General features: G+C 38.5%; 24 protein-coding genes. 22 read left to right on the top strand and 2 right to left on the bottom strand.

The features are described from left to right. Positions 1 to 99 precede the first annotated feature (99 nt). From B2O97_RS17090 to B2O97_RS16985, 22 genes are all read left to right on the top strand, one after another. Positions 100 to 1,518 carry an MBL fold metallo-hydrolase gene (locus tag B2O97_RS17090; RefSeq protein WP_045753431.1) on the top strand — a complete coding sequence of 473 codons (1,419 nt, stop codon included), beginning with the start codon at positions 100 to 102 and terminating at the stop codon, positions 1,516 to 1,518. A gap of 11 nt (positions 1,519 to 1,529) precedes the next feature. Beyond that, entirely contained in the window at positions 1,530 to 1,844 is a 315-nt protein-coding gene (locus B2O97_RS17085) for a rhodanese-like domain-containing protein (protein WP_052627542.1), read from the top strand. After that, a complete protein-coding gene (locus tag B2O97_RS17080; protein WP_045753433.1) occupies positions 1,837 to 2,466 on the top strand; it encodes a methyltransferase in 630 nt (209 codons plus the stop codon). Before B2O97_RS17085 ends, B2O97_RS17080 begins: the two co-directional genes overlap by 8 nt. Positions 2,467 to 2,470: 4 nt before the next feature. Continuing rightward, positions 2,471 to 2,680, top strand: a complete 210-nt coding sequence (locus B2O97_RS17075) for a YgaP family membrane protein (RefSeq protein WP_045753434.1) — start codon at positions 2,471 to 2,473, stop codon at positions 2,678 to 2,680. Beyond that, a complete protein-coding gene (locus B2O97_RS17070; protein WP_286767744.1) occupies positions 2,677 to 2,934 on the top strand; it encodes a heavy-metal-associated domain-containing protein in 258 nt (85 codons plus the stop codon). Before B2O97_RS17075 ends, B2O97_RS17070 begins: the two co-directional genes overlap by 4 nt. A 2-nt stretch (positions 2,935 to 2,936) precedes the next feature. Further along, on the top strand, positions 2,937 to 3,170 hold the full coding sequence (locus B2O97_RS17065; RefSeq protein WP_045753435.1) for a hypothetical protein: 234 nt from the start codon (positions 2,937 to 2,939) through the stop codon (positions 3,168 to 3,170). A gap of 141 nt (positions 3,171 to 3,311) precedes the next feature. After that, positions 3,312 to 3,875 carry a YeeE/YedE family protein gene (locus tag B2O97_RS17060; protein WP_045753436.1) on the top strand — a complete coding sequence of 188 codons (564 nt, stop codon included), beginning with the start codon at positions 3,312 to 3,314 and terminating at the stop codon, positions 3,873 to 3,875. Between the two features lie 12 nt (positions 3,876 to 3,887). Continuing rightward, positions 3,888 to 4,385, top strand: coding sequence for a DUF6691 family protein (locus B2O97_RS17055; protein ID WP_045753437.1), 498 nt, complete (start codon positions 3,888 to 3,890; stop codon positions 4,383 to 4,385). A gap of 9 nt (positions 4,386 to 4,394) precedes the next feature. Continuing rightward, a complete protein-coding gene (locus tag B2O97_RS17050; protein WP_286767743.1) occupies positions 4,395 to 5,084 on the top strand; it encodes a DUF2490 domain-containing protein in 690 nt (229 codons plus the stop codon). A gap of 136 nt (positions 5,085 to 5,220) precedes the next feature. Next, positions 5,221 to 6,696: an MBL fold metallo-hydrolase gene (locus B2O97_RS17045; RefSeq protein WP_084405407.1), complete on the top strand. Its 1,476-nt coding sequence runs from the start codon at positions 5,221 to 5,223 to the stop codon at positions 6,694 to 6,696. Positions 6,697 to 6,803: 107 nt separating this feature from the next. Beyond that, the gene (locus tag B2O97_RS17040) at positions 6,804 to 7,223 is read left to right on the top strand and encodes a hypothetical protein (RefSeq protein WP_286767742.1); all 420 of its coding nucleotides are present in this window, start codon (positions 6,804 to 6,806) and stop codon (positions 7,221 to 7,223) included. A gap of 112 nt (positions 7,224 to 7,335) precedes the next feature. Continuing rightward, on the top strand, positions 7,336 to 8,718 hold the full coding sequence (locus tag B2O97_RS17035) for a TolC family protein (protein ID WP_286767741.1): 1,383 nt from the start codon (positions 7,336 to 7,338) through the stop codon (positions 8,716 to 8,718). Between the two features lie 10 nt (positions 8,719 to 8,728). Then, entirely contained in the window at positions 8,729 to 11,905 is a 3,177-nt protein-coding gene (locus B2O97_RS17030) for an efflux RND transporter permease subunit (protein ID WP_045753440.1), read from the top strand. 22 nt (positions 11,906 to 11,927) lie between these two features. Then, positions 11,928 to 13,037, top strand: coding sequence for an efflux RND transporter periplasmic adaptor subunit (locus B2O97_RS17025; RefSeq protein WP_045753441.1), 1,110 nt, complete (start codon positions 11,928 to 11,930; stop codon positions 13,035 to 13,037). Positions 13,038 to 13,110: 73 nt separating this feature from the next. Then, positions 13,111 to 13,605: a TlpA family protein disulfide reductase gene (locus tag B2O97_RS17020; RefSeq protein WP_286767740.1), complete on the top strand. Its 495-nt coding sequence runs from the start codon at positions 13,111 to 13,113 to the stop codon at positions 13,603 to 13,605. Between the two features lie 24 nt (positions 13,606 to 13,629). Next, positions 13,630 to 14,076, top strand: a complete 447-nt coding sequence (locus tag B2O97_RS17015) for a protein-disulfide reductase DsbD N-terminal domain-containing protein (RefSeq protein WP_045753443.1) — start codon at positions 13,630 to 13,632, stop codon at positions 14,074 to 14,076. 3 nt (positions 14,077 to 14,079) lie between these two features. Then, on the top strand, positions 14,080 to 15,753 hold the full coding sequence (locus tag B2O97_RS17010; protein ID WP_045753444.1) for a protein-disulfide reductase DsbD family protein: 1,674 nt from the start codon (positions 14,080 to 14,082) through the stop codon (positions 15,751 to 15,753). Positions 15,754 to 15,777: 24 nt separating this feature from the next. Continuing rightward, complete coding sequence (locus B2O97_RS17005) at positions 15,778 to 16,350, top strand: TlpA family protein disulfide reductase (protein WP_045753445.1); 573 nt, start codon at positions 15,778 to 15,780, stop codon at positions 16,348 to 16,350. An 18-nt stretch (positions 16,351 to 16,368) separates the two neighbouring features. Then, positions 16,369 to 16,995, top strand: coding sequence for a TlpA family protein disulfide reductase (locus tag B2O97_RS17000; RefSeq protein ID WP_045753446.1), 627 nt, complete (start codon positions 16,369 to 16,371; stop codon positions 16,993 to 16,995). A 10-nt stretch (positions 16,996 to 17,005) separates the two neighbouring features. Then, the gene (locus tag B2O97_RS16995; protein WP_045755384.1) at positions 17,006 to 17,461 is read left to right on the top strand and encodes a DsrE family protein; all 456 of its coding nucleotides are present in this window, start codon (positions 17,006 to 17,008) and stop codon (positions 17,459 to 17,461) included. Positions 17,462 to 17,494: 33 nt separating this feature from the next. After that, positions 17,495 to 18,883: a bifunctional metallophosphatase/5'-nucleotidase gene (locus tag B2O97_RS16990; RefSeq protein WP_112652838.1), complete on the top strand. Its 1,389-nt coding sequence runs from the start codon at positions 17,495 to 17,497 to the stop codon at positions 18,881 to 18,883. A gap of 89 nt (positions 18,884 to 18,972) precedes the next feature. Continuing rightward, positions 18,973 to 19,809: an RteC domain-containing protein gene (locus tag B2O97_RS16985; RefSeq protein WP_112652837.1), complete on the top strand. Its 837-nt coding sequence runs from the start codon at positions 18,973 to 18,975 to the stop codon at positions 19,807 to 19,809. Here the strand turns inward: B2O97_RS16985 and B2O97_RS16980 are convergent. Both B2O97_RS16980 and B2O97_RS16975 read right to left on the bottom strand, forming a co-directional pair. After that, positions 19,806 to 25,220, bottom strand: a complete 5,415-nt coding sequence (locus B2O97_RS16980) for an N-6 DNA methylase (RefSeq protein WP_286767739.1) — start codon at positions 25,218 to 25,220, stop codon at positions 19,806 to 19,808. The two genes, B2O97_RS16985 and B2O97_RS16980, sit on opposite strands and share 4 nt — an antisense overlap. Continuing rightward, on the bottom strand, positions 25,207 to 25,644 hold the full coding sequence (locus tag B2O97_RS16975; protein WP_286767738.1) for a DUF1896 domain-containing protein: 438 nt from the start codon (positions 25,642 to 25,644) through the stop codon (positions 25,207 to 25,209). The genes B2O97_RS16980 and B2O97_RS16975 overlap by 14 nt, the downstream gene beginning before the upstream one ends. Between the last annotated feature and the right edge of the window lie 181 nt (positions 25,645 to 25,825).

The raw sequence follows: 25,825 nt of genomic DNA, 5'->3' as shown, positions 1-25,825 counted from the left end.
GAAATTATTTTTCTTGTGTAACCAAAGTAGCTGTACAGACGGAAAAATTAGTTCAAATTTGCAGTATTAAAAAGAATAATAACTATAAAACTAAAGAATATGTTTTTTCAACACGTTTATGATAAAAGTTTAGCACAAGGCAGTTATGTTATTGGCTGTCAAAAAACTGGAGAAGCCATAGTAATTGACGCGCAACGTGATATTGATATATACATCGACATCGCAAAACAAAATAACCTCCGTATTACACACATAGCTGAAACTCACATTCATGCAGACTTTCTTTGTGGTTCAAGGGAACTTGCAGCAGTAACAAACGCAACAATGTACCTTTCAGACGAAGGAGGCGAAGATTGGCAATACCAGTTTCCGCATAAAGGTCTAAAAGAAGGGGATATTATCAGAGTGGGCAACCTCACATTAGAAGTAATACATACACCAGGCCATACGCCAGAAAGTATCAGCTTTCTCTTGACTGACCATCCGGCGACAGATAAACCGGTTATGGTATTAACAGGCGATTTTGTGTTTGTAGGCGACATAGGCCGTCCTGACTTACTCGAAAAAGCTGCTGGGCTTGCCGGTACAAAAGAAGATGGAGCCAAACAAATGTTCCATTCATTAAAAAAGTTTGCAGCACTTCCAGAATATGTTCAGGTATGGTCAGGGCATGGTGCAGGTTCGGCTTGTGGAAAAGCTTTAGGAGCCGTAGCAAGTTCTACAGTTGGCTACGAGAAAATTAGAAACTGGGCGCTTCAATACAGCGAAAATGAAAAAGGGTTTATCGACTATCTTTTAGCCGACCAGCCAGAACCACCGAAATACTTTGCTATGATGAAGCACTTAAACAAAGTTGATCGTCCGTTGCTTATAGATGTTCCGAAACATCCAAAGCTAACCAAAGAGCAGTTTATTTCTGCCTATGAAAAAGGCATAAAGGTAATAGATACCCGCAATAAAGTGGAATTTGCAAAAGGTTTTATTCCTAATACGCTAAACATTCAGGGTAATAACTCTTTCGCTACTTGGTGCGGTTGGTTATTGAATTATCAAGAGCAGTTTATTTTGGTAGCCGAAGACAGTCAGATGGAAGATTTGACCCGTAAATTGATGCGTATCGGCTTGGACAACATTTTGGGCTATATTTCAGATGTAAATGTGACAGGACTTGAACTTCAAACTTCAGATGTAATTTCTTTGGAAGAATTTAAAACCTACATAGGAGAAGACAATGTGCAGATAGTAGATGTTCGTGGTGCATCAGAGTATGAAGCAGGACACGTAGAGGGTGCAGAAAACGTTTTTGTTGGAACATTGCCCGACAACTTAGATAAGATTAGCAAAGACAAACAGGTGGTTATACATTGTCAGGCAGGCGATAGATCAGCCATTGCCTATTCAATCCTTGTCAAAAACGGCTTTAAAAACGTAAAAAACTTTTCCGGAGGAATGAAAGAGTGGTTAGTAGAAAATGGTAAAACAGTTGGATGTAATGAGGCATCTTGTACAAAAGCTTAAAAATTAAAACTATGGGATTATTTTCAGCAATATTTGGCAAAACAGATAACAGCCAATTATCAGAAGCTATAAAAAACGGTGCGTTTTTAGTAGACGTCCGCACACCTGCAGAGTTTTCAGCAGGCAGTGTAAAAGGAGCGATAAATATTCCATTGGATAAAGTACCAATGGAATTAACGAAATTCAAAGGCAAGGAAAATATCGTTGTTTTTTGCAGAAGTGGAAATAGAAGCGGACAAGCAAAAAATATTTTGGAGCAGAGCGGTTTTCAGAATGTTATAAATGGTGGCACTTGGGAAAATGTAAATCAGTTGGCAAATGGGTAAAGGAGAAAATGATATAGCCTGTTGTGTAACGCAATGCGAAAACCCACTTGATCAAAACTATTGGAACGAGAGATGGGAAAAAAATGAAACAGGCTGGGATATGGGACACGCTTCACCTGCCATTACAGAGTATATGACGCAATACCAGAATAAAAATGCAGCTATTCTTATTCCGGGTTGTGGAAATGCCTATGAAGCAGAATTTTTGATAGCTAATGGGTTTACAAATATTACCCTAATAGATATTGCACCAAAACCAGTTGAAGCGTTAAAAGAAAAGTTTGCTGACAAACCACAGATAAATGTTTTGTGCGAAGACTTTTTCAATCATCAGGGCAGTTACGATTTGATCATTGAGCAAACATTTTTTTGTGCCATTCCACCTGCTAGTAGAAATGAATATTCAAAAAAAGCAGCTTCATTACTCAACGAAAATGGTAGAATAATAGGTGTGCTATTCGATAAACAGTTTAACCAGCTTTTTCCACCTTTTGGAGGCTGTCCTTGCGAATACAAACCTATTTTTGAACCGCATTATTTCATCAAAACAATGGAAGAATGCTACAATAGCATTCCTTCAAGAACCAACTCGGAAGTGTTTATTAACCTCATAAAAAAATAGAGAAATGAAAAAGAACATGGGAACAGTCGATAAAGTTATCAGAATACTGGTTGCGGTGGTTATAGGTATTTTGTATTTCACAAATGTTATATCTGGAACATTGGCCATCATACTAGGTGCATTAGCAGCAGTATTCGTACTAACATCATTCATTAGTTTTTGCCCCTTGTACTTGCCTTTTGGCATTAGCACTTTTAGAAAGAAGATAAAATGAGACACAATATAACAGTAGAAAACATTAAATGTGGTGGCTGTATGAACAGCATAAAAACCGCTTTAATGAAAATAAATGGTGTTGAAAATGTAAGCATTGACAAAGATACCGAAACCGTAACTATTGATGCTACAGTTGAAAAGATAATTCTTATAAATGCACTTTCAAAAATGGGTTATCCCGAAAAAGGGAATAATGATCTATTAAAAAAAGCAAAATCGTATGTGAGCTGTGCTATTGGAAAAATAAATTGATTATGAAAAACTATCTAAGAACTTGGAATTTTATGCGTGTATTGCGATTGGCATTAGGCATTTTCGTGATAGCACAGGGTATTCAGACAAAAGAATGGTGGCTTGTAGCAATGGGTGGATTATTTTCTTTAATGCCTTTACTTAACATAGGATGTTGCGGTGTTTCGGGTTGCAATACTTCTATATCAAAAAGCAAAAAGAGAATTGAAGGTATAACCTATGAGGAGATAAAATAAAAAAAATATGTTGAGAGGTTTCTCATTTTTATTGACAGCAATGGTTCTTTTGTCTTTTAACAACAAGCAGAAAACTCTATCCGAAAAAGAGTAGCCATAAACCAATTAGCAAGATTAATTAACGAAAATATATAAAAATAAATGTTAGAATTTTTGAAACAACCGTGGCCTTGGTACATAGCTGGCCCATTAGTTGGGCTTACAGTACCAGCATTACTAATTTTAGGAAATAAAAATTTTGGCATTAGTGCCAATTTACGTCATGCTTGTGCAGCTTGTTTACCAGCTAATATTTCTTTTTTTAAATATGATTGGAAAAAAGAAATTTGGAATATATTTTTTGTAGTTGGAATACTAATTGGAGGTGTAATCGCTTTTAGTTTTTTAGCCAATCCAAACCCTATAATCATTAATGAGAATTTGAGAACTGAACTGGCAAGCTATGGTATAACAAACATCAATGGAATGTTGCCACAAGAAATTTTTTCTTGGGAAAATCTCTTTACAATTAAAGGATTTTTAATGATGGTTGTCGGTGGTTTTATGATAGGTTTTGGTTCTCGTTATGCAGGTGGCTGCACAAGTGGACATGCAATTTCTGGATTATCAAATCTGCAATTACCATCGCTAATTGCTACTTGCTGCTTTTTTATTGGCGGATTAATTATGGCAAACATTATACTTCCTATAATTCTCTCTCTTTAAATTATAATACAAATGAAAAATATAGATAAAAACAAAGATTTAGAAAGCCGCTCATTAGACACAGTATGCATAAATGAAAGCCATTTAGAACATAAATGGTACCACAATATCAAATACTTAATAGTAGGTTTATTATTCGGAATAGTATTTATAAAAGCCGAAATAATCAGTTGGTATCGCATACAAGAAATGTTTCGTTTTCAATCTTTTCATATGTACGGTGTTATCGGTAGTGCTGTTATAGTTGGTGCAATTTCGGTTTTTATGATTAAAAAACTTAATATAAAAACCATTTATGGCGAAAAAATAGAATTTCACGATAAGAAGTTTAATAAGGGTCAGATCATTGGTGGGCTGATTTTTGGATTAGGCTGGGCTATTACAGGTGCATGTCCTGGACCGATATTCGCACAAATTGGAACTGGAGTAACTGTCATGATTGTAACTTTATTCTTTGCGATTGTTGGTACATGGGTGTACGGTTATTTTAGAGATAAACTACCTCATTAATTAACGTTTATGTATTGGTTTAAAAGATTGCTGGTAACAGCGATATGGATATCTATTGCCCAAACTTTACAGGCACAAGATCATTACAACGCTTGGTTTCGAGGTACCTTAAGTATTCCAGTGGGCGAAAAATTCAAAATAGATAATGAGCTTCAGCACAGGAGACAAAACGGTTTTGAAAACGAGAATATGTTTGATAAAAACTTAATGTTTGCTTACAGGAATTGGGTACATTATCAACATAGTGAAGATGTAAAATTTTCTCTATCTCCCTTTGCCTATTTTAAGAACTACAAGATTATCCAACAATATTCGGATGAAACAGCTGTACCCAACAGTGAAATCCGTTTTTCGGCGGCTGTTGAATTACAGCACGAAATCCTTAAAAAATTTTATATAGTAGATAGGTCAGCCGTCGAATATCGAATATTTGACAATAATCAAGCAGACATCACACGGCTTCGAAACCGTTTTGGCATTCGCCACGACTTTACTAGAAAATTAAAGGTGGGCATTTATAATGAATTGCTTTTTAATCTTTCTGGTACAAAATACCATCATTTCTTTGATCACGATCGTTTAGGATTGAATATTGAATACAAACTTGTGTCAAATGTAAAATTTGACATTGTTATATGCACATTACCAGATTACCTTTGTCTAGTACAACAAAACTTCATGAAAACAATCTCTATCTAAACTTTACCTATCAACTCAAAAAAACTAAAAAAGAAGAGTAACCGAAAATCAATTCAACGAATGTAACAAAAGTTACAGTATAAAGAAAACCGATAGTCTAACTTTGTGAGTTAAGAATTTCTAAATAATGTTGATTATGATAATCAAAGCAAAGTTTACGACTATTATGGTTGTATTTACAATCTTGTTCTTTCAAGTAAATAAATTACAAGCCCAAAGCTATTTTTTTGAGCGGGTATATGATGAGACACTTGCACAGGCAAGTTTTATCATCGGTAATCTGAATACCAAAGAAGCTATTGTTATTGACCCCAAACGCGATATAGATACCTATTTGGAAATTGCCAAAACCAACAACCTCAAAATAACCAAAGTAACCGAAACTCACATCCACGCAGATTTTTTAAGCGGTTCCCGTGAATTAGCTGCTGTCACAGGTGCAGAACTGTTGCTATCTGACGAGGGAGGAACAGATTGGCAATATCAGTTTCCACATGCTGGATTAAAAGACGGAAGTTTAATCTCCATTGGACAGGTAGAAATGAGTGTAATGCACACACCTGGACATACACCTGAAAGCATCACCTTTTTGGTAAGAGATACTAAAGTTTCTGTAACACCACAAAGAGCCATTACAGGAGATTTTATTTTCGTGGGCGATGTTGGTCGTCCCGACCTACTGGAAAAAGCAGCTGGACAAGTAGGTTCACAGGAACTTGGCGCAAAACAGCTTTATGCTTCCATAAAGAAGTTTTCAAAATTACCTGATGATTTGGAGATATGGGCTGGACACGGGGCTGGGTCATTCTGCGGTAAGAGCCTAAGCACCATTCCTCATTCTACACTAAAGGAAGAAAAACAGAATAGCAAAGCATTCCAATTTAAAAATGATGAAAAGGGATTTGTACAATACATCTTGGATGGACAACCAACCCCGCCCAAATATTTTGCCGTGATGAAGCACTTGAATAAAGTGGAACGCCCGCTGCTAATACAGCTTCCTATTCATCCAATACTTAGCCCGATCTCTCTTCAAAAAGCAATAGATAACAAATTACTGGTTATTGATACCCGCAACAAAAACGAGGTTGCCAAAGCTCACATTCCCGGCAGCCTGCATATCGAAAACGGAAAATCATTTTCCACTTGGGTAGGTTCTTTGATAGATTATCAACATCAAATTGTATTGATAACTGATGAAAACCACATGGAGGATCTGACACGTAAGATGATGCGTATCGGGATGGACAACATCTATGGGTTCGTAATCAGCTTAAATAAGATGAATGTGGCACTGGAAAAATCCGATCTCGTTAACATTGGGGAACTGAAAAAGTACTTGAACAAGAAAGATGTTCAAATCATAGATGTTCGAACCGAAAGCGAATACGACAACGGACACATTAAAGGTGTGGAAAATATTGTTCTCACTACATTAGAAAAAAATATTCAAAAAATCAGCAAAGATAAACCTGTTATTGTTCACTGCCAAAGTGGAGTACGAGCTGCAATGGCATATTCTATATTGAAAAGAAACGGAATTAAAAACCTAAGTCTTTACTTAGGAGGTATTAACGAGTGGACAGAACAAAACAATGAATTAACGAGATAATCTAAACTATTTGACTCTGCAAATAGTTTAGTACTTGTTGTTAAAAAATATTAAAACACGAGGTTCTGTTTGGATTGTTAGCCAAATTAAAGTATTTTAGCGAACTGATGAATAATACAATGTCACATACTCTAAAAAGTTTTCAGCGATACCTATTTGTATTCGCTGCATTTCTTGTGATGTTTCTCTCATCTTGCTCAGTTAAGGCCAGTATTAAAACACTTGCAGGTTTTCCTCCAAAAACAGAACAAGGTTTACCTAAAGGCAATCATAATTCATCCCTATCTACATTTGAAAAATGTTCGCAGATTGATGTTGTCGATAATCAAATTGATTATAAGTCATCGTATAGTCCTCACGATTTATTACCAGTAATTCTTCTTGCAGTTACTACTATTTTCTTTTTTGGTATCCGCCAAGAAAGAAAAGAAACTAAACACCCACTTTATGGTGGTAGTGGAAAAATTCGTAATTCTATCTCTATCTTTTTAGAATATCGAAAACTTCTCATTCATTTCTCCCTTTAGTTTCTTTTCCTAATTTGAACACAATGTCTCATTTAGGATGTATTTCTATTTTTTCCCTTTTTAAAAAATAAACTGAAGTCGTCATGACGGCTTTTAAAAATCGTACATCAATATGATCAAACATATTATGGCGGCCACTTTGTTGTGGCTAGCCGTTGTTGCTGCTTTTCCGCTATATGCACAGCAACAAAAAGAACAAACTTTAGGCAGTTTATGGCCTAAAGTAGAAGAAAATTATCCGGGTATTAGTGCTAAAAAATCGGACATTGATGCCGCAAAGTTCAACCAACGGGCAGTAAAAGGCAATATGCTACCGCAGATAAACGCACAGGCACAAAATACTTATGGAACTTATGAAGGTAGTGCAGGTGGTTTCTTTCCGCAGCCTGGCTTTTTTAACGTAAATGGCCCAGTACCGTTAGATGGTAGCTCTACCGCAGCCAATACCTTTGGCTCCGCTATTGTGAATTGGGAAATGTTCTCTTTCGGAAAGCTCCGTAAGCAGAACGAGGCTGCGGGTGCTTTATATAACAAATCGGTCAGCGATAAAGATGCTTACCTGCTCAACCTGAAAAAGACATTATCGGAAAGGTACATCATTCTTCTTTATAACAATGCTAAGTTGCAATGGACCCAAAAGAATGCCGAACGTCTTGACGACATCCGCAAAATAACTTCGGGTTTGTCAGCATCAGGCCTAAGACCTGCGGCAGACAGCTTGCTCGCCTCGTCATCCTATGTACAAGCAATGGGTGAGCATGATAAATGGTATGGCTTTAAAAATGCTTCTTATATTAAATTATTGGAGTTGTATGGCAATGATACCATAGATTTCACAGCATCTATCAACCGTTTCGGTAATCCCATAGAAAGTGGTTTAAATAAGTTAAATACCATCAATCCTTCCCACCCCATATTAGATGCGCTAGACAAGCAATCGGAGTATTATACTTTAAGTGGCGAGGCACAAAAAAGAGCTTCTCTTCCTTCTATCAACCTGTTAGGTGGTTATGCTTATCGGGGAACGGGTATCAGCCCTAACGGAAATGTATCAAGAGCATGGAATGATGGGTTCAGCAATACCACAAATAATTTTTTGGCAGGTATTGGAATTACATGGAATTTGACTAGCCTGCATACTAACCGAATGAAAAGCGAACAACTGTTCAAAGAAGCCGAAAGTACGAAGCTACTTCAATCACAGTACCAGCAGGCAATGCAAGCAGATTTATCAGCTTCGCAGGCAAAAGTTGTTCAGCAATACCAACAGCTTCAGAAAACGAAGCTGGCCGTAAAGCAGTCGCAAGATGCGTACAATATGTACCTCGCAAGGTACAAAAGCGGTTTAATTACGCTAAGCGAACTTTTACAAATACGCATTTTGCTGGAACAGGCAGAGAATGCACATATCGAGGCTTCCCGTGAATATTGGAGATTGCTAGCTTATGAAGCGGAGCTAACTGCAGATTTCGACTTTTTATTCAACAACCTTTAAATAATCGTATATGAACATTATAAGATTTGCGTTAAGAAAACCAATTGCGATTATGGTTGTCGTACTAGCAATTGCTTTCTTTTCCTATAATACCGTAAAAAAAATAAACGTAGATATATTTCCCGAAGTGGAATTGCCTGCGATGTATGTTGCTATGCCTTATGGTGGACTGTCCCCCGCTTATATGGACGGGTTTATGGCTAATGAGTTCCAAAAGGTACTTCTTTTTGTGAGTGGAGTAAAAAACATTGATTTTAAAAGCGTACAGGGGCTAACCCTGATGAAGCTGACCTTTTATCCCGGAACAGATATGGCACAAGCTGCTGGAGAGGTATCAACATCGGTCTCAAGGGCAATGGGTTTCCTACCGCCCGGAGCAGTTCCACCTATGGTAGTAAGATTTGACGGTAGTTCGCTTCCAGTAGGTAACCTTGTTTTTGAAAGCGACCAGCGTTCCGTAAATGAAATACAGACATTGGCATTGACCAAAATCAGACCAATGTTCGTACAAATCCCAGGCATTACTTCTCCCGCTCCTTTTGGCGGAAATGTACGCTCCATCGTGATCAATATCGATCCTGACGCAATGCAAGCCAATGGATTAAGCCCCGAAGATATTACCGTTGCCATCACTAAAAATAGTCTTCCATCTCCTGCTGGAAATATTCGCATAGGAGATGAAAACTTGATGGCTCCTATAAACTCTATCGCTAAAGGACCTGCAGAACTATTGAAGACCCCTGTAAAAACAAGCGACAACCGTACTATATATGTTGGCGATGTAGCCCGTGTGGAGGACGGAGCAGATCAAACAGTAGGGTACGCTTTGATAAACGGAAAACGTTCTGTTTACCTGCCTATTATCAAAAAAGCAGATGCCTCCACATTGGATGCCGTGGAGAACCTAAAAGCTGCCATTCCGATGCTGAAAGACCAATTACCTGAAGATGTAAAGGTCAGTTATGAATTTGACCAATCAAATTATATCGAACGTTCCCTTTCCAACCTTATACACGAAGGTATTTTAGGAGCTGTTTTCACGGGATTGGTCATACTATTGTTCTTGGGAGACACACGTGGAGCTATCATTGTGGTATTGACCATCCCCATTGCCATTCTTACAGCAGTTACTGTTTTATATCTCTTAGGGCAAACCATCAATATCATGACATTGAGTGGTCTTGCTCTTTCCATCGGTATTCTCGTTGATGAAGCCACAGTAACCATAGAGAATATCCACCAACATATGGAAATGGGTAAACCCAAGCAACGGGCAATTATAGATGCTTTGATCGAAATTTCTATACCGAAATTATTGATCTTACTATGTATTCTTGCTGTATTGACTCCTGCTTTAATTATGACAGGCATTCCTAGAGATATGTTTATGCCTCTATCGATGGCTGTTGCCTTTGCAATGATTGCTTCTTTTTTGGCTTCACAGACCTTTGTACCGATACTGGCCAACTGGATGATGAAGAACAAGCACAATACAGAAGCCAATACTCCGAGAAAGCGAGCTTTTTTTGAAAAATTCCGAGTAAACTATTCTTACAGGATGCGTAAATGGTCAACCAAAGCTATCCCACTTTTTGTTGTTTATGTGCTGGTAGCGAGTGCAGTTGCTGGGGTTTTATTAACAGTTGTTGGTACGGACGTAATGCCAGTTTCCAATAATGGAGATTTTCAGATACGCATACAGGCTCCACAGGGAAGCAGAATAGAAAAAACAGAACAGATTGTTAAGGATATTACAGGAGATATCAAATCAGAACTGCCTGACAACGGTTTAAATATTACCTCTGCATTTGTAGGTATGCACCCCGCAGGATCTCCAATAAATCCGATATTCCTTTTCAGTAATTCTTCTCACGAAGCTATACTGCAAATATCTGTCAATAAGGAAGTGTATGATGGATCAATGGAAGATTTCAAAGAGAAAGTCCGTAATAAGATTATCAAGAACCACCCCGAAGTCTCTTTCAATTTTGAACCGATGGAACTGACAGAAAAGATTATGGGGCAAGGAGCGATGACGCCCATTGAAGTTAAAGTTGGAGCCAATCAGATAAAAGGCGCTTTTGCCCATGCATCAAAAATTGAAGCCAATTTAAAAAAAGTTCCATATCTGCGTGATGTGCGTATTGCCGAACCTATTGCCTATCCAACAATGGAAATTGACGTAAACCGTGACCTTGCCGGGCAGTTCGGACTTACGATGCAGGATATTACACGTAGTCTCGTTACAGCTACTTCATCAACCCGCTTTACGGATAAGAACCTATGGATTGATCCCAAGTCAGGATTGGTTTTTCAAACACAGGTACAAATCCCCGAGGGTATTATGTCGGAAGAAAGACTTCGATCACTTCCATTAAAAGCTGGAAGTCTTCGCCCGGTACTTGAAGATGTAGCAACCATACGAAGGGTCACTTCTCCAGCACAAGTAAACAGAAAGGGACCTAACCGTTACGTTACCATTGTGGCTAACCTTTACGGAAAAGATTTAGGTACAGCTTCACGAGCAGTTAAACAAGCTATCAAAAATGCTGGAGAGCCACCTCGTGGAACTATTGTTTGGACAGAAGGTACACTACAGCTTTTAGATGATACTTTGGGTAGTCTTTTGGCAGGTTTAGCTGTAGCAATTATAGCTATATTCCTAATGTTATCGGCTTTTTATCAATCGTTTAAAGTACCGCTTATTATTCTATCGGTATTACCTGCTGTGATTGCCGGTAGTCTTATCATTCTATTCCTCACAGGTAGTACGCTTAACCTGCAATCCTATATGGGTATTATTATGTCGCTTGGTGTATCGGTTTCTAATGCAGTATTATTGGTTAATCAAGCCGAACATTATCGAAAAAAACTGGCACTTAAGCCTGCTAATGCAGCAAGGCTCGCTGCTTCGTCGAGGTTAAGACCAGTGTTGATGACAGCAGCGGCGATGCTTGCCGGAATGTTACCAATGGCAATGGGCTTAGGCGACGGAGCCGAACAAGTGGCACCCTTGGGAAGAGCTGTTATAGGAGGGCTGATTGCTTCCACTGTAACCATCTTGTTATTAGTTCCGCATTTCTTTTCTTCCCTAATGTCGAGAACTTCAATAATCAGTCCATCGTTAGACCCTGATGATGCAGACAGTAGGTATTATGCAGAACAGTCCGATAAACAAACGATATAATAAACTTTAAAAACAAAAAACAATGTATCACAGCATTTCAATAAATAAAAAATCAACAACCATACTGGCACTTACTACATCAATGGTATTCTTGCTTTCCGCTTGCTCACAAAAAGAGCAGAAAAAAGAACAAACGCAAAAGGATCAGGCAAAATCTGTAAACTATAAAACGGCTCCTATACAGGTAATCAATCCCGAGTACGAAATATCCGTTCCGGCAGAACTCAAACCCTTCGAACAGGTAGCGGTGTATGCAAAAGTTACCGGGTTTGTAAAAAAAATGTATGTTGACCGAGGCGACCGGGTTCGCAAAGGTCAGCTTTTAGCAGTACTCGAAGCTCCTGAAATGCAACAACAGTACCTCTCCGACAAATCGACAGAGCAAAAGGTTTACAGTGATTATCTGTATGCAAAACAGGCTTACGATAGATTGGTAACTGCTGCTAAAACTACGGGAGCAGTTGCGGATATTGAACTAGACAGAGCTAAAAGTGCAATGGAAAGTGCCAAGTCTGCTTTTGATGCTTCTAAAGCGGGTACGGCACATTCTTCACAGTTACAAAAGTACCTTCGCCTTACAGCACCGTTTGATGGCATAATAACCCAAAGGAATGTTTCTGTTGGAGCATTGGCCGGAACAGGAGGTAATACACCTTTGTTTATGATGGCACAGAGTAATAAACTCCGCCTTACCTTATCTCTGCCAGAAAAACACGCATCATCTGTTTATGACGGTATGTCTGCTTCATTTACCGTAAGCTCGCAGCCAGGTAAGACGTTTGATGCCAAACTTTCTCGAACATCTGGATTGCTCGACCAGCATGATCGTTCGCTAACATTGGAGTTTGACGTAAGCAATACATCCAGTGAATTGCAGGGAGGCGATTATGCACAGGTCAAGCTGAAATTAAAGCGTAAAAACTCGTCTAACTGGGTACAAAGCAAGAGTGTACTAAACACCCAATCTGGAACGTATGTACTAACATTGAATAACAACGAAGTAAAACGAATTGCTGTAAAGGAAGGTATCCGTTTAGATACACTTACAGAAATTTTCGGTAATCTTTCTCCAGAAGACAATATCATTTTAAAACCATCTGAAGAAATCAAAGAAGGTAAAATAAATAAATAGTAATATGAAAATAGATATCAAAAAAATAATCATAATTCCACTATTAGTCATTACGGGATTAACATACGCATCAATGAAAAATAATGTTGATGAGAATATGATCGCAGACAAAAGCATTAACGGTGAAAAACCGTTAATGTCTAATGTTCAGCAAACACCAGATTTAAAATTTAAGGATGAAAACGGCAAAACTGTAACGTTAAGTTCACTAAAAGGAAAGGTAGTATTTATCAATCTTTGGGCAATCTGGTGTCCACCCTGTATTCAAGAAATGCCATCCATCAATAAATTGCGAAAGACTTTTAAGGATAACGATAATTTGGTATTCCTTATGGTCGATGTGGACGGTAATATCGAAAAGTCAAACAAATGGATGAAAAGCAAAAAATTCGATTTACCTGTATACATTCCTGATGGCGAAATTCCCCGTGAGCTGTTCAAAGGCTCTATTCCAACTACCATTATAGTAGATAAGCAAAATAATATCGTAGCCAAACATGTCGGTGGTGCAGATTATTCGTCACAGGAAGTCATTGACATGATGACAAAACTACTTAATGAAAAATAATTAGTAACAAGCAAATTTAATACAATGAAAAGGATAATATTATTCGTAGCATTCTCACTCATAAGTGCTGCATCATTCGGACAAATGCTAAAGCCAGTAAAATGGTCTTATGCATCAAAACGTATCAGCGATAAAGAAGCTGTTTTATTTATAAAAGCTAAAATAGATGACGGTTGGCACATCTATTCGCAGACCGTTCCCGAAAATGGACCTCAGCCAACGATATTTTCGTTCACTACATCGAAGTCATATCAATTGAACGGAAAGGTACTGGCAGCAAAACCTGTTGTCAAACACGATGAAACCTTTAATATGGACGTTGGATACTATAAAAACTCAGTGGTATTTCAACAAAAGATAAAATTAGCGGAAAATGCACCTACTGTAAAAGGAACACTTACCTATATGGTGTGTAATGATCTGCAATGTTTGCCACCAGAAGAAGTATATTTTAATATTCCAGTTAAATAAAATATGAAATTAATAGTTAGATTATTCACAATACTACTCATCAGCGGATTGATGGCTGTTACTGTAAATGCACAGACCGACAGTCTCCTATCGTTTGATGACGTAGAATTTACCGAAATAACAGAAGAACAACCCATTGAGAAGAAAGATAATAGTATTAAATCCTCCGACAAAGAAACATCGGAAGTTGCCAATTCGATACTAACCGATGAAAACGAAACGGATAAAAGTTCGTTATGGACAATTTTTATAGCAGGCTTTATTGGTGGATTTGCCGCTTTGATTATGCCCTGTATTTTTCCGATGCTGCCTTTGACAGTCAGTTTCTTTACCAAAAGCGGATATTCTAAACGTAAAGCCACAACCCAGGCAATACTTTATGGTTTGTCTATCATAGTGATATATGTGTTGTTAGGTATTTTGATTACGGTTATTTTCGGTGCGGATGCACTCAATAGCCTTTCTACCAACGGAATATTCAATTTTGCATTTTTCGTCCTTTTAGTGGTATTTTCGTTCTCCTTTTTTGGGGCGTTTGAATTGACTTTACCTGCCTCGCTTGCCAATAAGTTAGACCGTAAGGCTGACCGCGGAGGATTGCTGGGGCTTTTCTTTATGGCAGCAACATTGGCAGTGGTGTCGTTTTCTTGTACCGGCCCCATTATTGGAACATTGTTGGTACAGGCTGCCACAATGGGAGAACTATTAGGTCCAACCATTGGAATGTTAGGTTTTGCATTGGCATTGGCAATACCATTTACGCTTTTTGCCATGTTCCCCAGTCTTTTGAAAAGCCTTCCATCTTCGGGAGGTTGGCTGAATAGCGTAAAAATCACACTCGGATTTTTAGAATTAGCTCTTGCTTTGAAGTTTTTGAGCAATGTGGATCTGGCATATCATTGGAATTGGTTCGATAGAGAAGTCTTTTTAGCACTCTGGATTATAATCTTCGGATATTTAGGTTTCTATTTATTAGGAAAAATTCGGTTTCCGAATGATAGTCCAATGGATAAATTGAGCCTGCCGAGAATGGTACTGTCAATACTTGTACTATCGTTTACCCTGTATATGGTTCCTGGATTGTGGGGAGCACCTTTAAAATCCATTTCGGCATTTTTACCACCACAGACAACACAAGATTTTGACCTGTATACTTCTTCTTTTGGTAGGACAGAGACAAATAATGCCGTCGATGGCAAAGCCCGCAAATATTCGGATATATTCCACGCACCCTTAAACCTTAATGTCTTTTTTGACTACGAGGAGGGAATAGAATATGGAAAGAAAGTGGGCAAACCTGTCATGCTCGATTTCACAGGGCATGCCTGTGTTAATTGCCGTAAGATGGAAGCATCCGTCTGGTCTGATAAAGACGTACACAAGCTATTGAACGAAGAACTTATCATCATCCAACTTTATGTGGACGATAAAACAGAATTACCACAGGCAGAACAATTTGTATCATCCTTTAGCGGCAAAAATATACGTACCATAGGTAATAAATGGAGCGATTTTCAGGCGAGTAAGTTTAACTCCAATTCGCAACCTCACTATGTACTTTTAGACCCATCTAACGAGGAAATACTGATCAAACCTACTGGAGCAGATTACAATCCGAAAAGCTATTACGGTTTTATTCAATCTGCAATAAACAAATACAAGAGTACAAATTTATAGGATAATTAATTAAAATCATTTAGTATGAAAATGCAATTTAAAAATTTGGCAGTTCGTTCTGGTCTTTTCATAATCACAGCCGTCTCGCTGGCAGCTTGCGGAAATACAGACAAGAACAAAGAGAATAAAATAAATAACGAAAAAATCACAACAGAAGAAGTTATAGAGGTGGAAGCTCCAGCAACTTCAGCTATTTCCTTTAAAAACAAAAGTGGAGAAACTGTATCGTTAAGTTCATTAAAAGGTAAAGTCGTATTCATTAATTTCTGGGCTACATGGTGTCCGCCCTGCATTCAGGAAATGCCTACCATTAACGAACTAAAAGCAAAGTACAAAGGCAATGACGACATCGTATTCCTGATGGTAGATGTAGACAACAAGATGGAAAAATCCACTGCATTTATGGAGAAGAATAAGTATGATTTGCCTGTATATGTTCCAGCCAGCAATATACCTTCTGAATATTTAGGCAGTTCAATTCCAACTACGGTCATACTAGACAAAAGCGGAGATATGATTGCCCGTATCGAAGGTGGTAGGGATTATACAAGTCCCGAGATCATCAAAGTTGTGAATGAACTTGTAGATAGTAACTAATTGATAAAAGAATGAATTATGACTAACAATAAAGAAGTTTTTAATAAGAAACCACCACAGAAAAAGCTACAGTACATTAAGAAAAATGCCTTTACTATATTTATGGTAATTGCCGTCGTGATATTACTTGTAAGCCCCGATGCAAAATCATTTGTGCTACGACAGTTAATGGCGACAGGAATTTTTAATGCGAGTATAGATAAAAAGGATGCGGATACAGTAAGCCTTACAAATACTGATTTTACTTTTACCGACGGAAAAGGGAGCATACAAAATACCTCATCATTAAGAGGAAAAGTAGTGTTTATCAATTTTTGGGCATCTTGGTGTCCACCCTGTCGGGCTGAATTTCCATCTATTGAAACTCTGTATACCCAATTTAAGGATAACCCTGATATTTTCTTTCTAACCCTCAACGAGGACGATGACCCAGCTGTAGGAATGGCATATCTGGAAAAAGAAAATTTTTCAGTTCCAATGTATCAGTCCAGCGGTAATGTCCCAACAGAAGTGTTTTCCGGTTCATTACCAACAACCGTTGTACTGGATAAGAATGGAAAAGTCAGGCTTCATCATACCGGATTTGCCAATTACGCATCTGAAAAATTTGTAAAGGAAATAGAAGAATTAATAAATGAACAATAAAAACAATAAAATGAAAAAACTACAAGCTTTGCTAATAGCCGTACTATGTTTTATGTCTATTAGCATTTTTGCGCAACAAAAACCAGATACCACTTTTGAGCCCGCGAAAGCATACAAAAAACATTACAATGCCCTTTATATCTTGAACGAAGCAGAGGATAAAAAAATAAAGGGCATCCTTCGCAACATCAATAATGTACTAAGTGACCCACGGTTGAAAGGTAAATTAAAGATAGAAGTCCTTGCGTTTTCTGACGGTGTGGAAATGTATAAAAAAGCTAACAGCTACCAAAAATTATTGGTTGCACTCAAAGATAAGGGCGTTGTATTTGTCCAGTGTTCTAAAACAATGGAAGAACGAAAAATTGACAAGAACGAATTGTTTGATTTTGTGAACTATGTTCCGACCGGTAACGGAGAAATTATATTAAGGCAATACGAAGGCTGGGCAATTGTCCATCCCTAATCAAAAACGTTTTAAAACTTTAAATTATATATTATGGAATTATCAATAGGATTTATAAATGATGTACACGGTTATCTTGAACCACACCCAGAATTATTTTATGGTAAGGACGGGGAATTTATTAAAACAGCAGGAGGCTATGCAAAAATCGCCTCTGTTTTCGAGAAGATAAGAAAAGAGAATGAACACACCTTGTTTTTTGACGGAGGCGATACCTTTCACGGAACCTTACCTGTAGTGGCTTCCAGAGGCGAAGTACTAATTCCAATTTTAAACAAACTTAGTTTTAGTGCAATGGTGGGACATTGGGATTTTGCCTATAGGCCGGAACATCTTTTAGCATTAGATAAACTACTTAATTATCCTATATTGGGTGTTAACGTTTATAAGGATGATGGTACTCTACTACTGAAACCGTATTCATTTATTGAGGTAGGTAATCAAAAAATTGCTGTAATCGGTATCTGCGCCAATATCATCGATAAGACGATGCCCGCTGCATTCAAACAAGGAATTTATGTGACCGACGGAATTGATGAAATAAACGGCTATGTAAAAGAAGTAAAGGGATTGGGAGCAAATTTAGTCATATTACTTTCACACAATGGCTACCCGCAGGATATTGAATTACTTAAAAACACAACAGGAATTGATATATGTTTAAGTGCGCACACCCACAACAGAATATATGAACCAGTAAAAGTAAAAGATACCATAATAATACAGTGTGGTTGCCACGGCTCTTTTGTGGGACATCTCAAACTTTCAATCGTAGATAATAAAATTACAAATTATCAATACAAGCTTATAGAAGTGAACGAAGATGTTGCGAGCCATAAACCAATAGAAAATATTGTAAATGGTATTATGGCTTCATACAGAAACTTGCAAGAAGATGTTGTTGGCAGAACGGATACTATACTACATCGATATGATGCTTTCTCATCATCAATGGATAATCTGTTATTGAAAGCAATTAGCAAGGCAGCAGGTGTAAACATAGCATTTTCTAACGGATGGCGTTACGGTGCGCCTATTGATAAAGGAAATATTACGATGTGGGATTTGTATAATATGGTTCCTATGAACCCGGTTATTTCCACTGTGGATATGACAGGACAGGAGATCATTGATATGTTGGAAGAAAACTTTGAACGTACTTTTTCAGCTAATCCGATGAAACAAATGGGCGGTTACTCTAAACGCTATGTGGGATTACAGATCAAATCCCACATTGAAAATCCGTATGGCTATCGCATAGAGGAGATTTACTACGAGAATGATCACTTAATAAAAGAAAAAACATATAAGGTTGCCTATATCACCGAACAAGGTGTGTCAGACAAATACGGAACCAACAGGGCACATTTAAAAATAACTGCGATACAAGCTCTTGTTGATTATTTAAAAACAAGCTCCTAAAACCATAAACCTTTTTGCAATGAAAACCACATAGCACAAATTATATCGGGTTTTTACCCCATGACGATTTTAACCTTAAACTAAAATCTATGGAAAAATACTATAACGAATGCGTACAGAAACTGGAAGAAAAAATCAAAGAACTTACATTGGAAGTAGATGACCCAATCTTATTGCCACAAGAAGTTATTGGTCTTATAATAGATTGTTTATCAAAGTTAAAAGAGTTTGTTTTAAAACAAGGTTTCAAAGATAAAAAAGAAGAAATTTACTTCTTCAAAAAGTTAAAACCTGTTATTCTTTCCAAATTAATTTATTACAATGCTATTTATAAGATAGAAACCAAGAAGCCTTATGGAAAAGGGAAAACAATAAAGAAGTATATTGACAATGAATTAGCAAAACTGAAAAGATTTTTTGATAACAATCTCGAATTTTATAAGTACTATAGAACCAATAGTACCTATCTCGATGAGAGGTATTTTGTAAGAGGTGGTTATGATGTAAGGTTAAGTTTAGACACCTATTATTTTGAAACCGACCATAATTTTACAACTTCACACGATTATAAAGTAGCTAAAATCATTGCTAATGATTTGATACAAGTATATCTCGAAGACCAACTGAATAATAAAAATCAGAAAAAAGTATTTGATTATTCTTCGTTAAATTGGACAGGAAGTAAAACTGCTTTAATCGAATTGGTTTACGCTCTATATTCACAAGGAGTATTTGATAATGGCAATGCTGATATAAAATTGATTGCTAAAACGTTAGAAGTTACATTTAATGTTGATTTGGGCGATTTTTATCATACATTTATGGAACTTAAAGCCCGAAAAATAAACCGAACCAAGTTCCTTGACAGCTTGCGTGATGCCTTGATCAATAAAATGGATGAAGAGGATGAAGTAAATACTCATTAAATTCCCCTTGATAGATGAATAGCTTTTGTTTGTTCATTCTCTTCTGAAATTTTTATAGTTTGCTTCTGCTTTTCGGTTTGTTCCGAAGGTTCTTCTTTAGGCTCAGGCGTGATGGATAACTGTATTTTTCGCTCCACAGAAGCCAACTCCGTTTTGAGTTCGCCCAACCGGATCTCCTTACTCCAATTACCGTTTACCACTTCATGAAGAACTGGCAAGTCTTTTTGTATTTCTACAATTTTCTTTTGCTCCTGCTCGATGTAGCTAGGCAATTTTTCCAGAGCATTAAGGAAATTCATAGCAGCCAATTTTTCGTCTTTAGCGATTAGGCCATTGTTGTATGTGTATTTTATGTTTCCTTCCCCCTGAACCAAGAAACGGTTTATACGAATATCCACGCCGTCTTTTTGCGACATTTCCGTTTTTACCAAAAGTTGGAACCCGTAAAGGCTTCCGATTTCTTCATAATCCCCACCTGTACGAGATTTGTCGGCAAGCTGGTTGAGCTTTGCACCGATTTGTTTGATGTCCGCATTTGGCGGTAAGCCATCCAATTGCAGAGGATTTGCGATTGTGCCGTCCGAACGTTTTTGGATACGCCCTTGTAAATTATTCCAATCAAGGTTCATACGGTCAAAGCGGGATTGGGCTTTATCCAATTCTGCCGTATAGTCTTCCAATTTGTATTTTGCACTATACTTTGAACGGTTAAACGCTTGTTTTTCGCTTTCCAATCCGGCAATCTGTTTTTCCAGTTTGGCTTTATCCAGTAGATCTGTATTTCCTGACAGGATAGCCACATATTCCGAAAAGTTCATTCCTGATTTTTCGTCCATACTGCCTTCGTCAATCGTTCGTTTGCCGAGATTGTTATTTTTTAACTGGTCTATGAATAGTTGTTTGTTGTATAGCAGGTTAAACTTATAGCTGTCCAGTGATTTTTCTACGGCATAGATAATGACATCTACTTTATTACCTGCGAAAAACTTGGCAATTTCATTGCCTTTACGAACAGCCCTGCCGTCCCTTTGGGCAAGATCGCTTGGTCGCCACGGCGTATCCAGATGATGAACGGCAACGGCTCTCTTCTGTGCATTGACACCTGTACCCAGCATACTTGTAGAACCGAACAGCACACGGATTTTCCCTTCGTTCATTCCTTTGATAAGTTCCTTGCGTTGCTTGTCATTTTTGGCTTCCTGTATAAAACGGACTTCGTATGCAGGTAAACCGTGGTCTTCCACAAGTTTGCGTCTGATTTCTGAATAAACATTCCATTCGTTTGGTTTGTAGGTTCCCAAATCGGAAAAAACGAATTGCGTTCCTTTCTGTGCATTATATTGATTATAATACTTAGCAATTTTCGCCGCACAATGTGAAGCCTTATTGTCGGGATGGTCTTCGTAGCTACCGCTTACCATACGCATATCCAAAGACATCTTACGGGCATAGTCTGTAGCGATAAGCATCTTAGCTTTTTCTTCACTTTGTGATAAAGGTGTTCTTCCTAATAAGGTAGCATTGCCCGTTTTTGCAAACTCCATTAGCTTTTTAATAAATTCTTCCTGTTCTGGAGTGGGCGGTATATTATACAATACCTCATTCTTATTGGGGCGATCGATACCTATATCTTTTGCCGTCCGGTAATCCGTGATTTCAGAGTAGAATTGGGCAAGCTCCGGCACTTTGATAAAATAGCGGAAACGTTCTTTAGCTACAATATTGTTCGCTACCGAAAATTCATAATCGGTCGTTTTCCTTGCGTAAATAGCAGCCCAGGCATCAAAGGAATGAATGCCCTGTTTTTCCATTGCTCTTGGTCGCAGGTATTTGAATAATAAGTACAGTTCGGTTAACGAATTACTGATGGTAGTTCCCGAAAGAAAAGTTGCCCCCATATCTGCATTGGTGCGTTCCTGAACGGTACGAATGGCAAATAGCAGGTTGATGGCCTTTTGACTGCCGTCAACATTACCTAATCCTGCAACTCTGGAATGCCTTGTATTGAACATCAGGTTTTTGAATTGATGGCTTTCATCCACAAACAGATGGTCTATACCCAACATCTTAAAATCTACCACATCATCTTTACGATTTTCAATATCGTGTTGCAGGGTTTTGAGTTTGACTTCGAGATTTTCTTTTCGCTTGATTACACCGGCAAGCATTCCTCTGGTCACTTCCTTGCCTTGCGATTGCAGGGCATCAAGGTTACGCTCCACGCTGTCCAACTCAATTTCTAAGATTTCCTTCTGAATTTCGGGAGATTTTGGGATCATTCCAAATTGATCATGTGTGAGAATAACACAATCCCAATCATTGTTTTTAATATCGCCAAAAATGCGTTGGCGTTTTTGAGGTGTAAAATCTTCTTTACCCGGAAACAATATTTTAGCGTGTGGATAAGCGGTGCGGTAAGCTTCGGCAATTTCGTGAACGTTGCTTTTTAGCCCTATCATCATAGGCTTATTGGCTAACCCCAAACGTTTCATTTCCTGTGCAGCCGTACACATTACCAAGGTTTTTCCTGCGCCTACTTCATGGTCGCATATAGCACCGTTGTTAAGCTTTATCATCCACACGGTATCCTTTTGGCTCGAATACAAATCTTCGATACCCAATGCTTTGCGGTCCAGCCCTGGAAAATCCTGATGGCTTCCGTCATAGTTTGGTCGGACGAAACAGTTAAAAGTGTCGTTATATTGGCCCGTCAGCCTGTTTTTAAACTCATCATTCTGGGCGTGCAGCCAGTCGGTAAAAGCGGTACGGATTTCATCTATCTTGGTGTTAGCCATTTGTATGGCTTCCATATCCCGAACCTTGAGCTCCTGGTCGCCAACCACTATTTTTTTGGTAATATCAGGTGTGGTATTGACAAGGGCGTGTTTGAGAAGGGCAATCCCATCAAATGTCCGGCTTTCAGCTTTGACAGCGTATTTTTCCCAGATATGCAAATTCTTACGGTCGCACTTTACTGAAAAGTCATCAGAGCTCTCAGAGTAATGAACGAGTACGTCCGTATCAAAAAGATGTGAAGCAAATCGGGCATAAATACCTGTAGGTATCCAGCGTTCGCCCAAATTGAAATCAAGTTCCTCAAATTCGATACGCCTTGGTCGGGCTTCTTCTATGACTGTAAGGCTTGCTTTGGCTTCGGCATCATCGGGATTGCGTTCGAGATACGCTTTGACCTCTTGGGCTTTCTCTACTACGTTCCCTGCAATCCAGCGTTCGGATATTTCATATTCCTTTTGCAGAGGATTGTAGTAAATACGACCGTGCAATGCTTCTTTTAAAGCATCGTCCGTCATACCGCTGATTTCGGACATATATTCCAAATCCACGCTTCCGTATTTGTTCAGCGAAGCCGCTAACGCTTCTTCGGGATTGTCAGTTGCTATTGTTAAGGTGGAGAAACTTACCGGACGGCTAAATATATCCGATTTATGAACTACACCACCTACGACACGCTCCAAATAAGGGATTTCCTTACTGGAGCTATCCGTTTTGATGAGCTTGATATTATCGGCACTGTTGAGGTTTCCGTATCTTTTGACAAAGACATCGTAAAGGCGGTTAAGGTTTTCCCTTTCTTCTTTGTGTTCGGTCTGAAGCTCTGCTTCGTTAGTGTAAAGCTGTTGGTAAATATCACGCACCTCGATATACGCTTCGGCTCTTGTTTTCTGTAAGGTCGGTAAAGCTAAAGGGTGGAAAACTGCCGTACCGTTTGATGTATCTACATCTTGCAGATGACCTACCCAGCCATTATCCACTACAAGGCAATCGTTACGATGGAACGGATGTAATTTGCCACCATAAGGAGCAGGTTCGGGAATGGTATCGGTAAAGGTTGGCTTATCAGCTTGGCCATTCCCGTTGATACCCGAAAACAGGTCGCCGATGGTTTCCTGTTTTTTGCCATTGGTAGATGGGCTTCCGTTGGCAGTTCTATTGGTAATCGGAGGTGTATAAGGTTGCTGTATCGCACTACTGAAAAGGTCAGGTTGGCGACCCATTGCACCTCTTCTTTTATTGGTGCTTTGCCTTTTAACTTGTGTCGTTCTTTTGGGTGAAGCAACAACCATTACAGGTTCGTCCGCATTTTCAAACATGTCGAAAATGCTTAATTGTTTTAATTCCTGCGGGCTTTCCCGATTGATTGATAAAGGTTGTATTTCCGCCTGAATGGTTACAGGGTCGACAATTGGAGGTGTTACCTTAGGAGTAGCAGGAATTTGTATTATAAGTTCATCGTCCAGTTCGCCTTTGTACAAACCTAAATTCAGGTGCTTTCCAAAATCTTCGGAAAGCATTTGTTTGAGGTCTTTGGCAATTCCGGCAACGCCGTCTTTGTGCGTATAAATTAATGCCGGTTTCCCATAAGGGTCGGTATCTAATTTGCGGTCGGTATGTACAATTCTTGTGCTGTCCTGAAAAAGAGCATTGCCAGGCGTATTGTATTCTGTTTGCTTGCTCTGGCAAAAGAGTTCTTCTCCTTCTGTCAAATTTTGCTTTGCCGTATTTTTTTGAAGGATAATCAAATCACTGCCAACTTCCGTTCCTGCATATTCAGTAAACAAATTGTTGGGCAATCTGACCACCGAAACCAAATTATTATCCTGCATTAACGCCCTGCGTATTGGTTCGTTCTTTGGACTGTTTAAAATTCCTTGTGAAGTAATGTAAACTAACAAACCACCCTCACGGAGCATATCAGCACCTTTCAGAAAAAAGTAATTGTGGATGCTTCTAGCAGCCTTTACTTTGGCTGTGTCTGTGCTTCTGGAATAGGAAAGATCAAACACCGATGTGTCGCCGAACGGAATGTTACTCGCAACAACATCATAGCTTTTTTTTTCCTTTTCGGGGATTTCCTCAAAGCCGTTCACGAGGATGTTACTTTCGGGATAAAGCTGTTTTAAAATTTTACCGGTGAGTAGGTCCTTTTCATAAGCGGTAACATTTGCCGATTGATTTTCCGAAAAGGACTGTATGAATGAGCCAATCCCTGCTGATGGTTCAAGGAATTTATCAATGTTCAGACCGCTTTCACGCAAGCTTACGCAAATCGTGTCAATGACCTGTGGCGGTGTATAAAAAGCCGTAAGCACAGAACTTTTAAAACTATCTACATATCTGCGGTATTGTTTATCGTCTTCTGAATTTTCTTTGAGTAGCTGGTGCAGTTCCTGCGTAATTGGGAAAAGGTCGTGTTCCGTTTTTCTCCAATGATTGATGTCTATATCATTTGCAATGGGGTTCAATACGAATTTAAGACCGCCAAATCCGCTGTATTGCATCATTAGTAGTCTTTCGCCTACGGTGGCTTGCTGTTTCTCCTTTTCCAGTTTAAAAGCAATTCGCAGGGCATCAATGTTCTGTTGGAGATGTTGCTTTTTACTGAAGCCCATTTTCCTGTATCCATATTGCGATGGTTCCGGTTATCTCGGTATAGAGTAAATCAAACTCATAACCGTATGCAAAATCATCGGTTAGTTCATAGCCGGAGAAAACAGGCTCACAAACAGGGGACATTTTTAGGGCAAATGGTCGCAGTTCCTCGTCTGCCATTATGGTATCAAACTCATTGCATACCACCTGAAAAACGGTGTCGAACCTGGAGAAGTGTAAGTCCTCAAAAAGAATGTAATTGGCTATTTCATCACATTGTTCAATAGGATTTCCTGAACTAAAAGCACCCTCGTAAGCATTAGCCGCCCACGAAGAACGTTGCTCAATAAATTTTTGGTCGTTCGCCTTTTCGGGAAAGCTGGTGTTTAATAATTCTTGCAGTCGTAACCTGAAATACGATAGGCCTTTTTGTTGTGTGTCCATACTATAATTTTGTTTAGAATTTTATTTGAAGCCTAAAATTATAGCAGTAGATAAGCCACTTTGCAGAAGTGGCAGGGTTTGGCTTTAAGAGGTTGGATTTGTCGTAAACATAATCGGCTAAGCAACGGAATACAGATTGGTTTTGATTAAATTTGACGATTAAACTATGTGAGGAAGAATA

This window comes from Sphingobacterium sp. UBA865 (genome assembly GCF_002295765.1).
Taxonomy (GTDB): Bacteria; Bacteroidota; Bacteroidia; order Sphingobacteriales; family Sphingobacteriaceae; genus Sphingobacterium; species Sphingobacterium multivorum.
This window is presented reverse-complemented; position numbering and strand designations above follow the sequence as displayed.

Coding starts and splice junctions, on each gene's coding strand:
- B2O97_RS16985 (WP_112652837.1), top strand. CDS start 18,973: ATGGAAAAATACTATAACGAATGCGTACAGAAACTGGAAGAAAAAATC.
- B2O97_RS17050 (WP_286767743.1), top strand. CDS start 4,395: ATGTATTGGTTTAAAAGATTGCTGGTAACAGCGATATGGATATCTATT.
- B2O97_RS17085 (WP_052627542.1), top strand. CDS start 1,530: ATGGGATTATTTTCAGCAATATTTGGCAAAACAGATAACAGCCAATTA.
- B2O97_RS16995 (WP_045755384.1), top strand. CDS start 17,006: ATGAAAAAACTACAAGCTTTGCTAATAGCCGTACTATGTTTTATGTCT.
- B2O97_RS17045 (WP_084405407.1), top strand. CDS start 5,221: ATGATAATCAAAGCAAAGTTTACGACTATTATGGTTGTATTTACAATC.
- B2O97_RS17060 (WP_045753436.1), top strand. CDS start 3,312: ATGTTAGAATTTTTGAAACAACCGTGGCCTTGGTACATAGCTGGCCCA.
- B2O97_RS17030 (WP_045753440.1), top strand. CDS start 8,729: ATGAACATTATAAGATTTGCGTTAAGAAAACCAATTGCGATTATGGTT.
- B2O97_RS17075 (WP_045753434.1), top strand. CDS start 2,471: ATGAAAAAGAACATGGGAACAGTCGATAAAGTTATCAGAATACTGGTT.
- B2O97_RS16980 (WP_286767739.1), bottom strand. CDS start 25,220: ATGGGCTTCAGTAAAAAGCAACATCTCCAACAGAACATTGATGCCCTG.
- B2O97_RS17080 (WP_045753433.1), top strand. CDS start 1,837: ATGGGTAAAGGAGAAAATGATATAGCCTGTTGTGTAACGCAATGCGAA.
- B2O97_RS16975 (WP_286767738.1), bottom strand. CDS start 25,644: ATGGACACACAACAAAAAGGCCTATCGTATTTCAGGTTACGACTGCAA.
- B2O97_RS17035 (WP_286767741.1), top strand. CDS start 7,336: ATGATCAAACATATTATGGCGGCCACTTTGTTGTGGCTAGCCGTTGTT.
- B2O97_RS17025 (WP_045753441.1), top strand. CDS start 11,928: ATGTATCACAGCATTTCAATAAATAAAAAATCAACAACCATACTGGCA.
- B2O97_RS17000 (WP_045753446.1), top strand. CDS start 16,369: ATGACTAACAATAAAGAAGTTTTTAATAAGAAACCACCACAGAAAAAG.
- B2O97_RS17040 (WP_286767742.1), top strand. CDS start 6,804: ATGAATAATACAATGTCACATACTCTAAAAAGTTTTCAGCGATACCTA.
- B2O97_RS17005 (WP_045753445.1), top strand. CDS start 15,778: ATGAAAATGCAATTTAAAAATTTGGCAGTTCGTTCTGGTCTTTTCATA.
- B2O97_RS17020 (WP_286767740.1), top strand. CDS start 13,111: ATGAAAAATAATGTTGATGAGAATATGATCGCAGACAAAAGCATTAAC.
- B2O97_RS17055 (WP_045753437.1), top strand. CDS start 3,888: ATGAAAAATATAGATAAAAACAAAGATTTAGAAAGCCGCTCATTAGAC.
- B2O97_RS17070 (WP_286767744.1), top strand. CDS start 2,677: ATGAGACACAATATAACAGTAGAAAACATTAAATGTGGTGGCTGTATG.
- B2O97_RS17090 (WP_045753431.1), top strand. CDS start 100: ATGTTTTTTCAACACGTTTATGATAAAAGTTTAGCACAAGGCAGTTAT.
- B2O97_RS17010 (WP_045753444.1), top strand. CDS start 14,080: ATGAAATTAATAGTTAGATTATTCACAATACTACTCATCAGCGGATTG.
- B2O97_RS17015 (WP_045753443.1), top strand. CDS start 13,630: ATGAAAAGGATAATATTATTCGTAGCATTCTCACTCATAAGTGCTGCA.
- B2O97_RS17065 (WP_045753435.1), top strand. CDS start 2,937: ATGAAAAACTATCTAAGAACTTGGAATTTTATGCGTGTATTGCGATTG.
- B2O97_RS16990 (WP_112652838.1), top strand. CDS start 17,495: ATGGAATTATCAATAGGATTTATAAATGATGTACACGGTTATCTTGAA.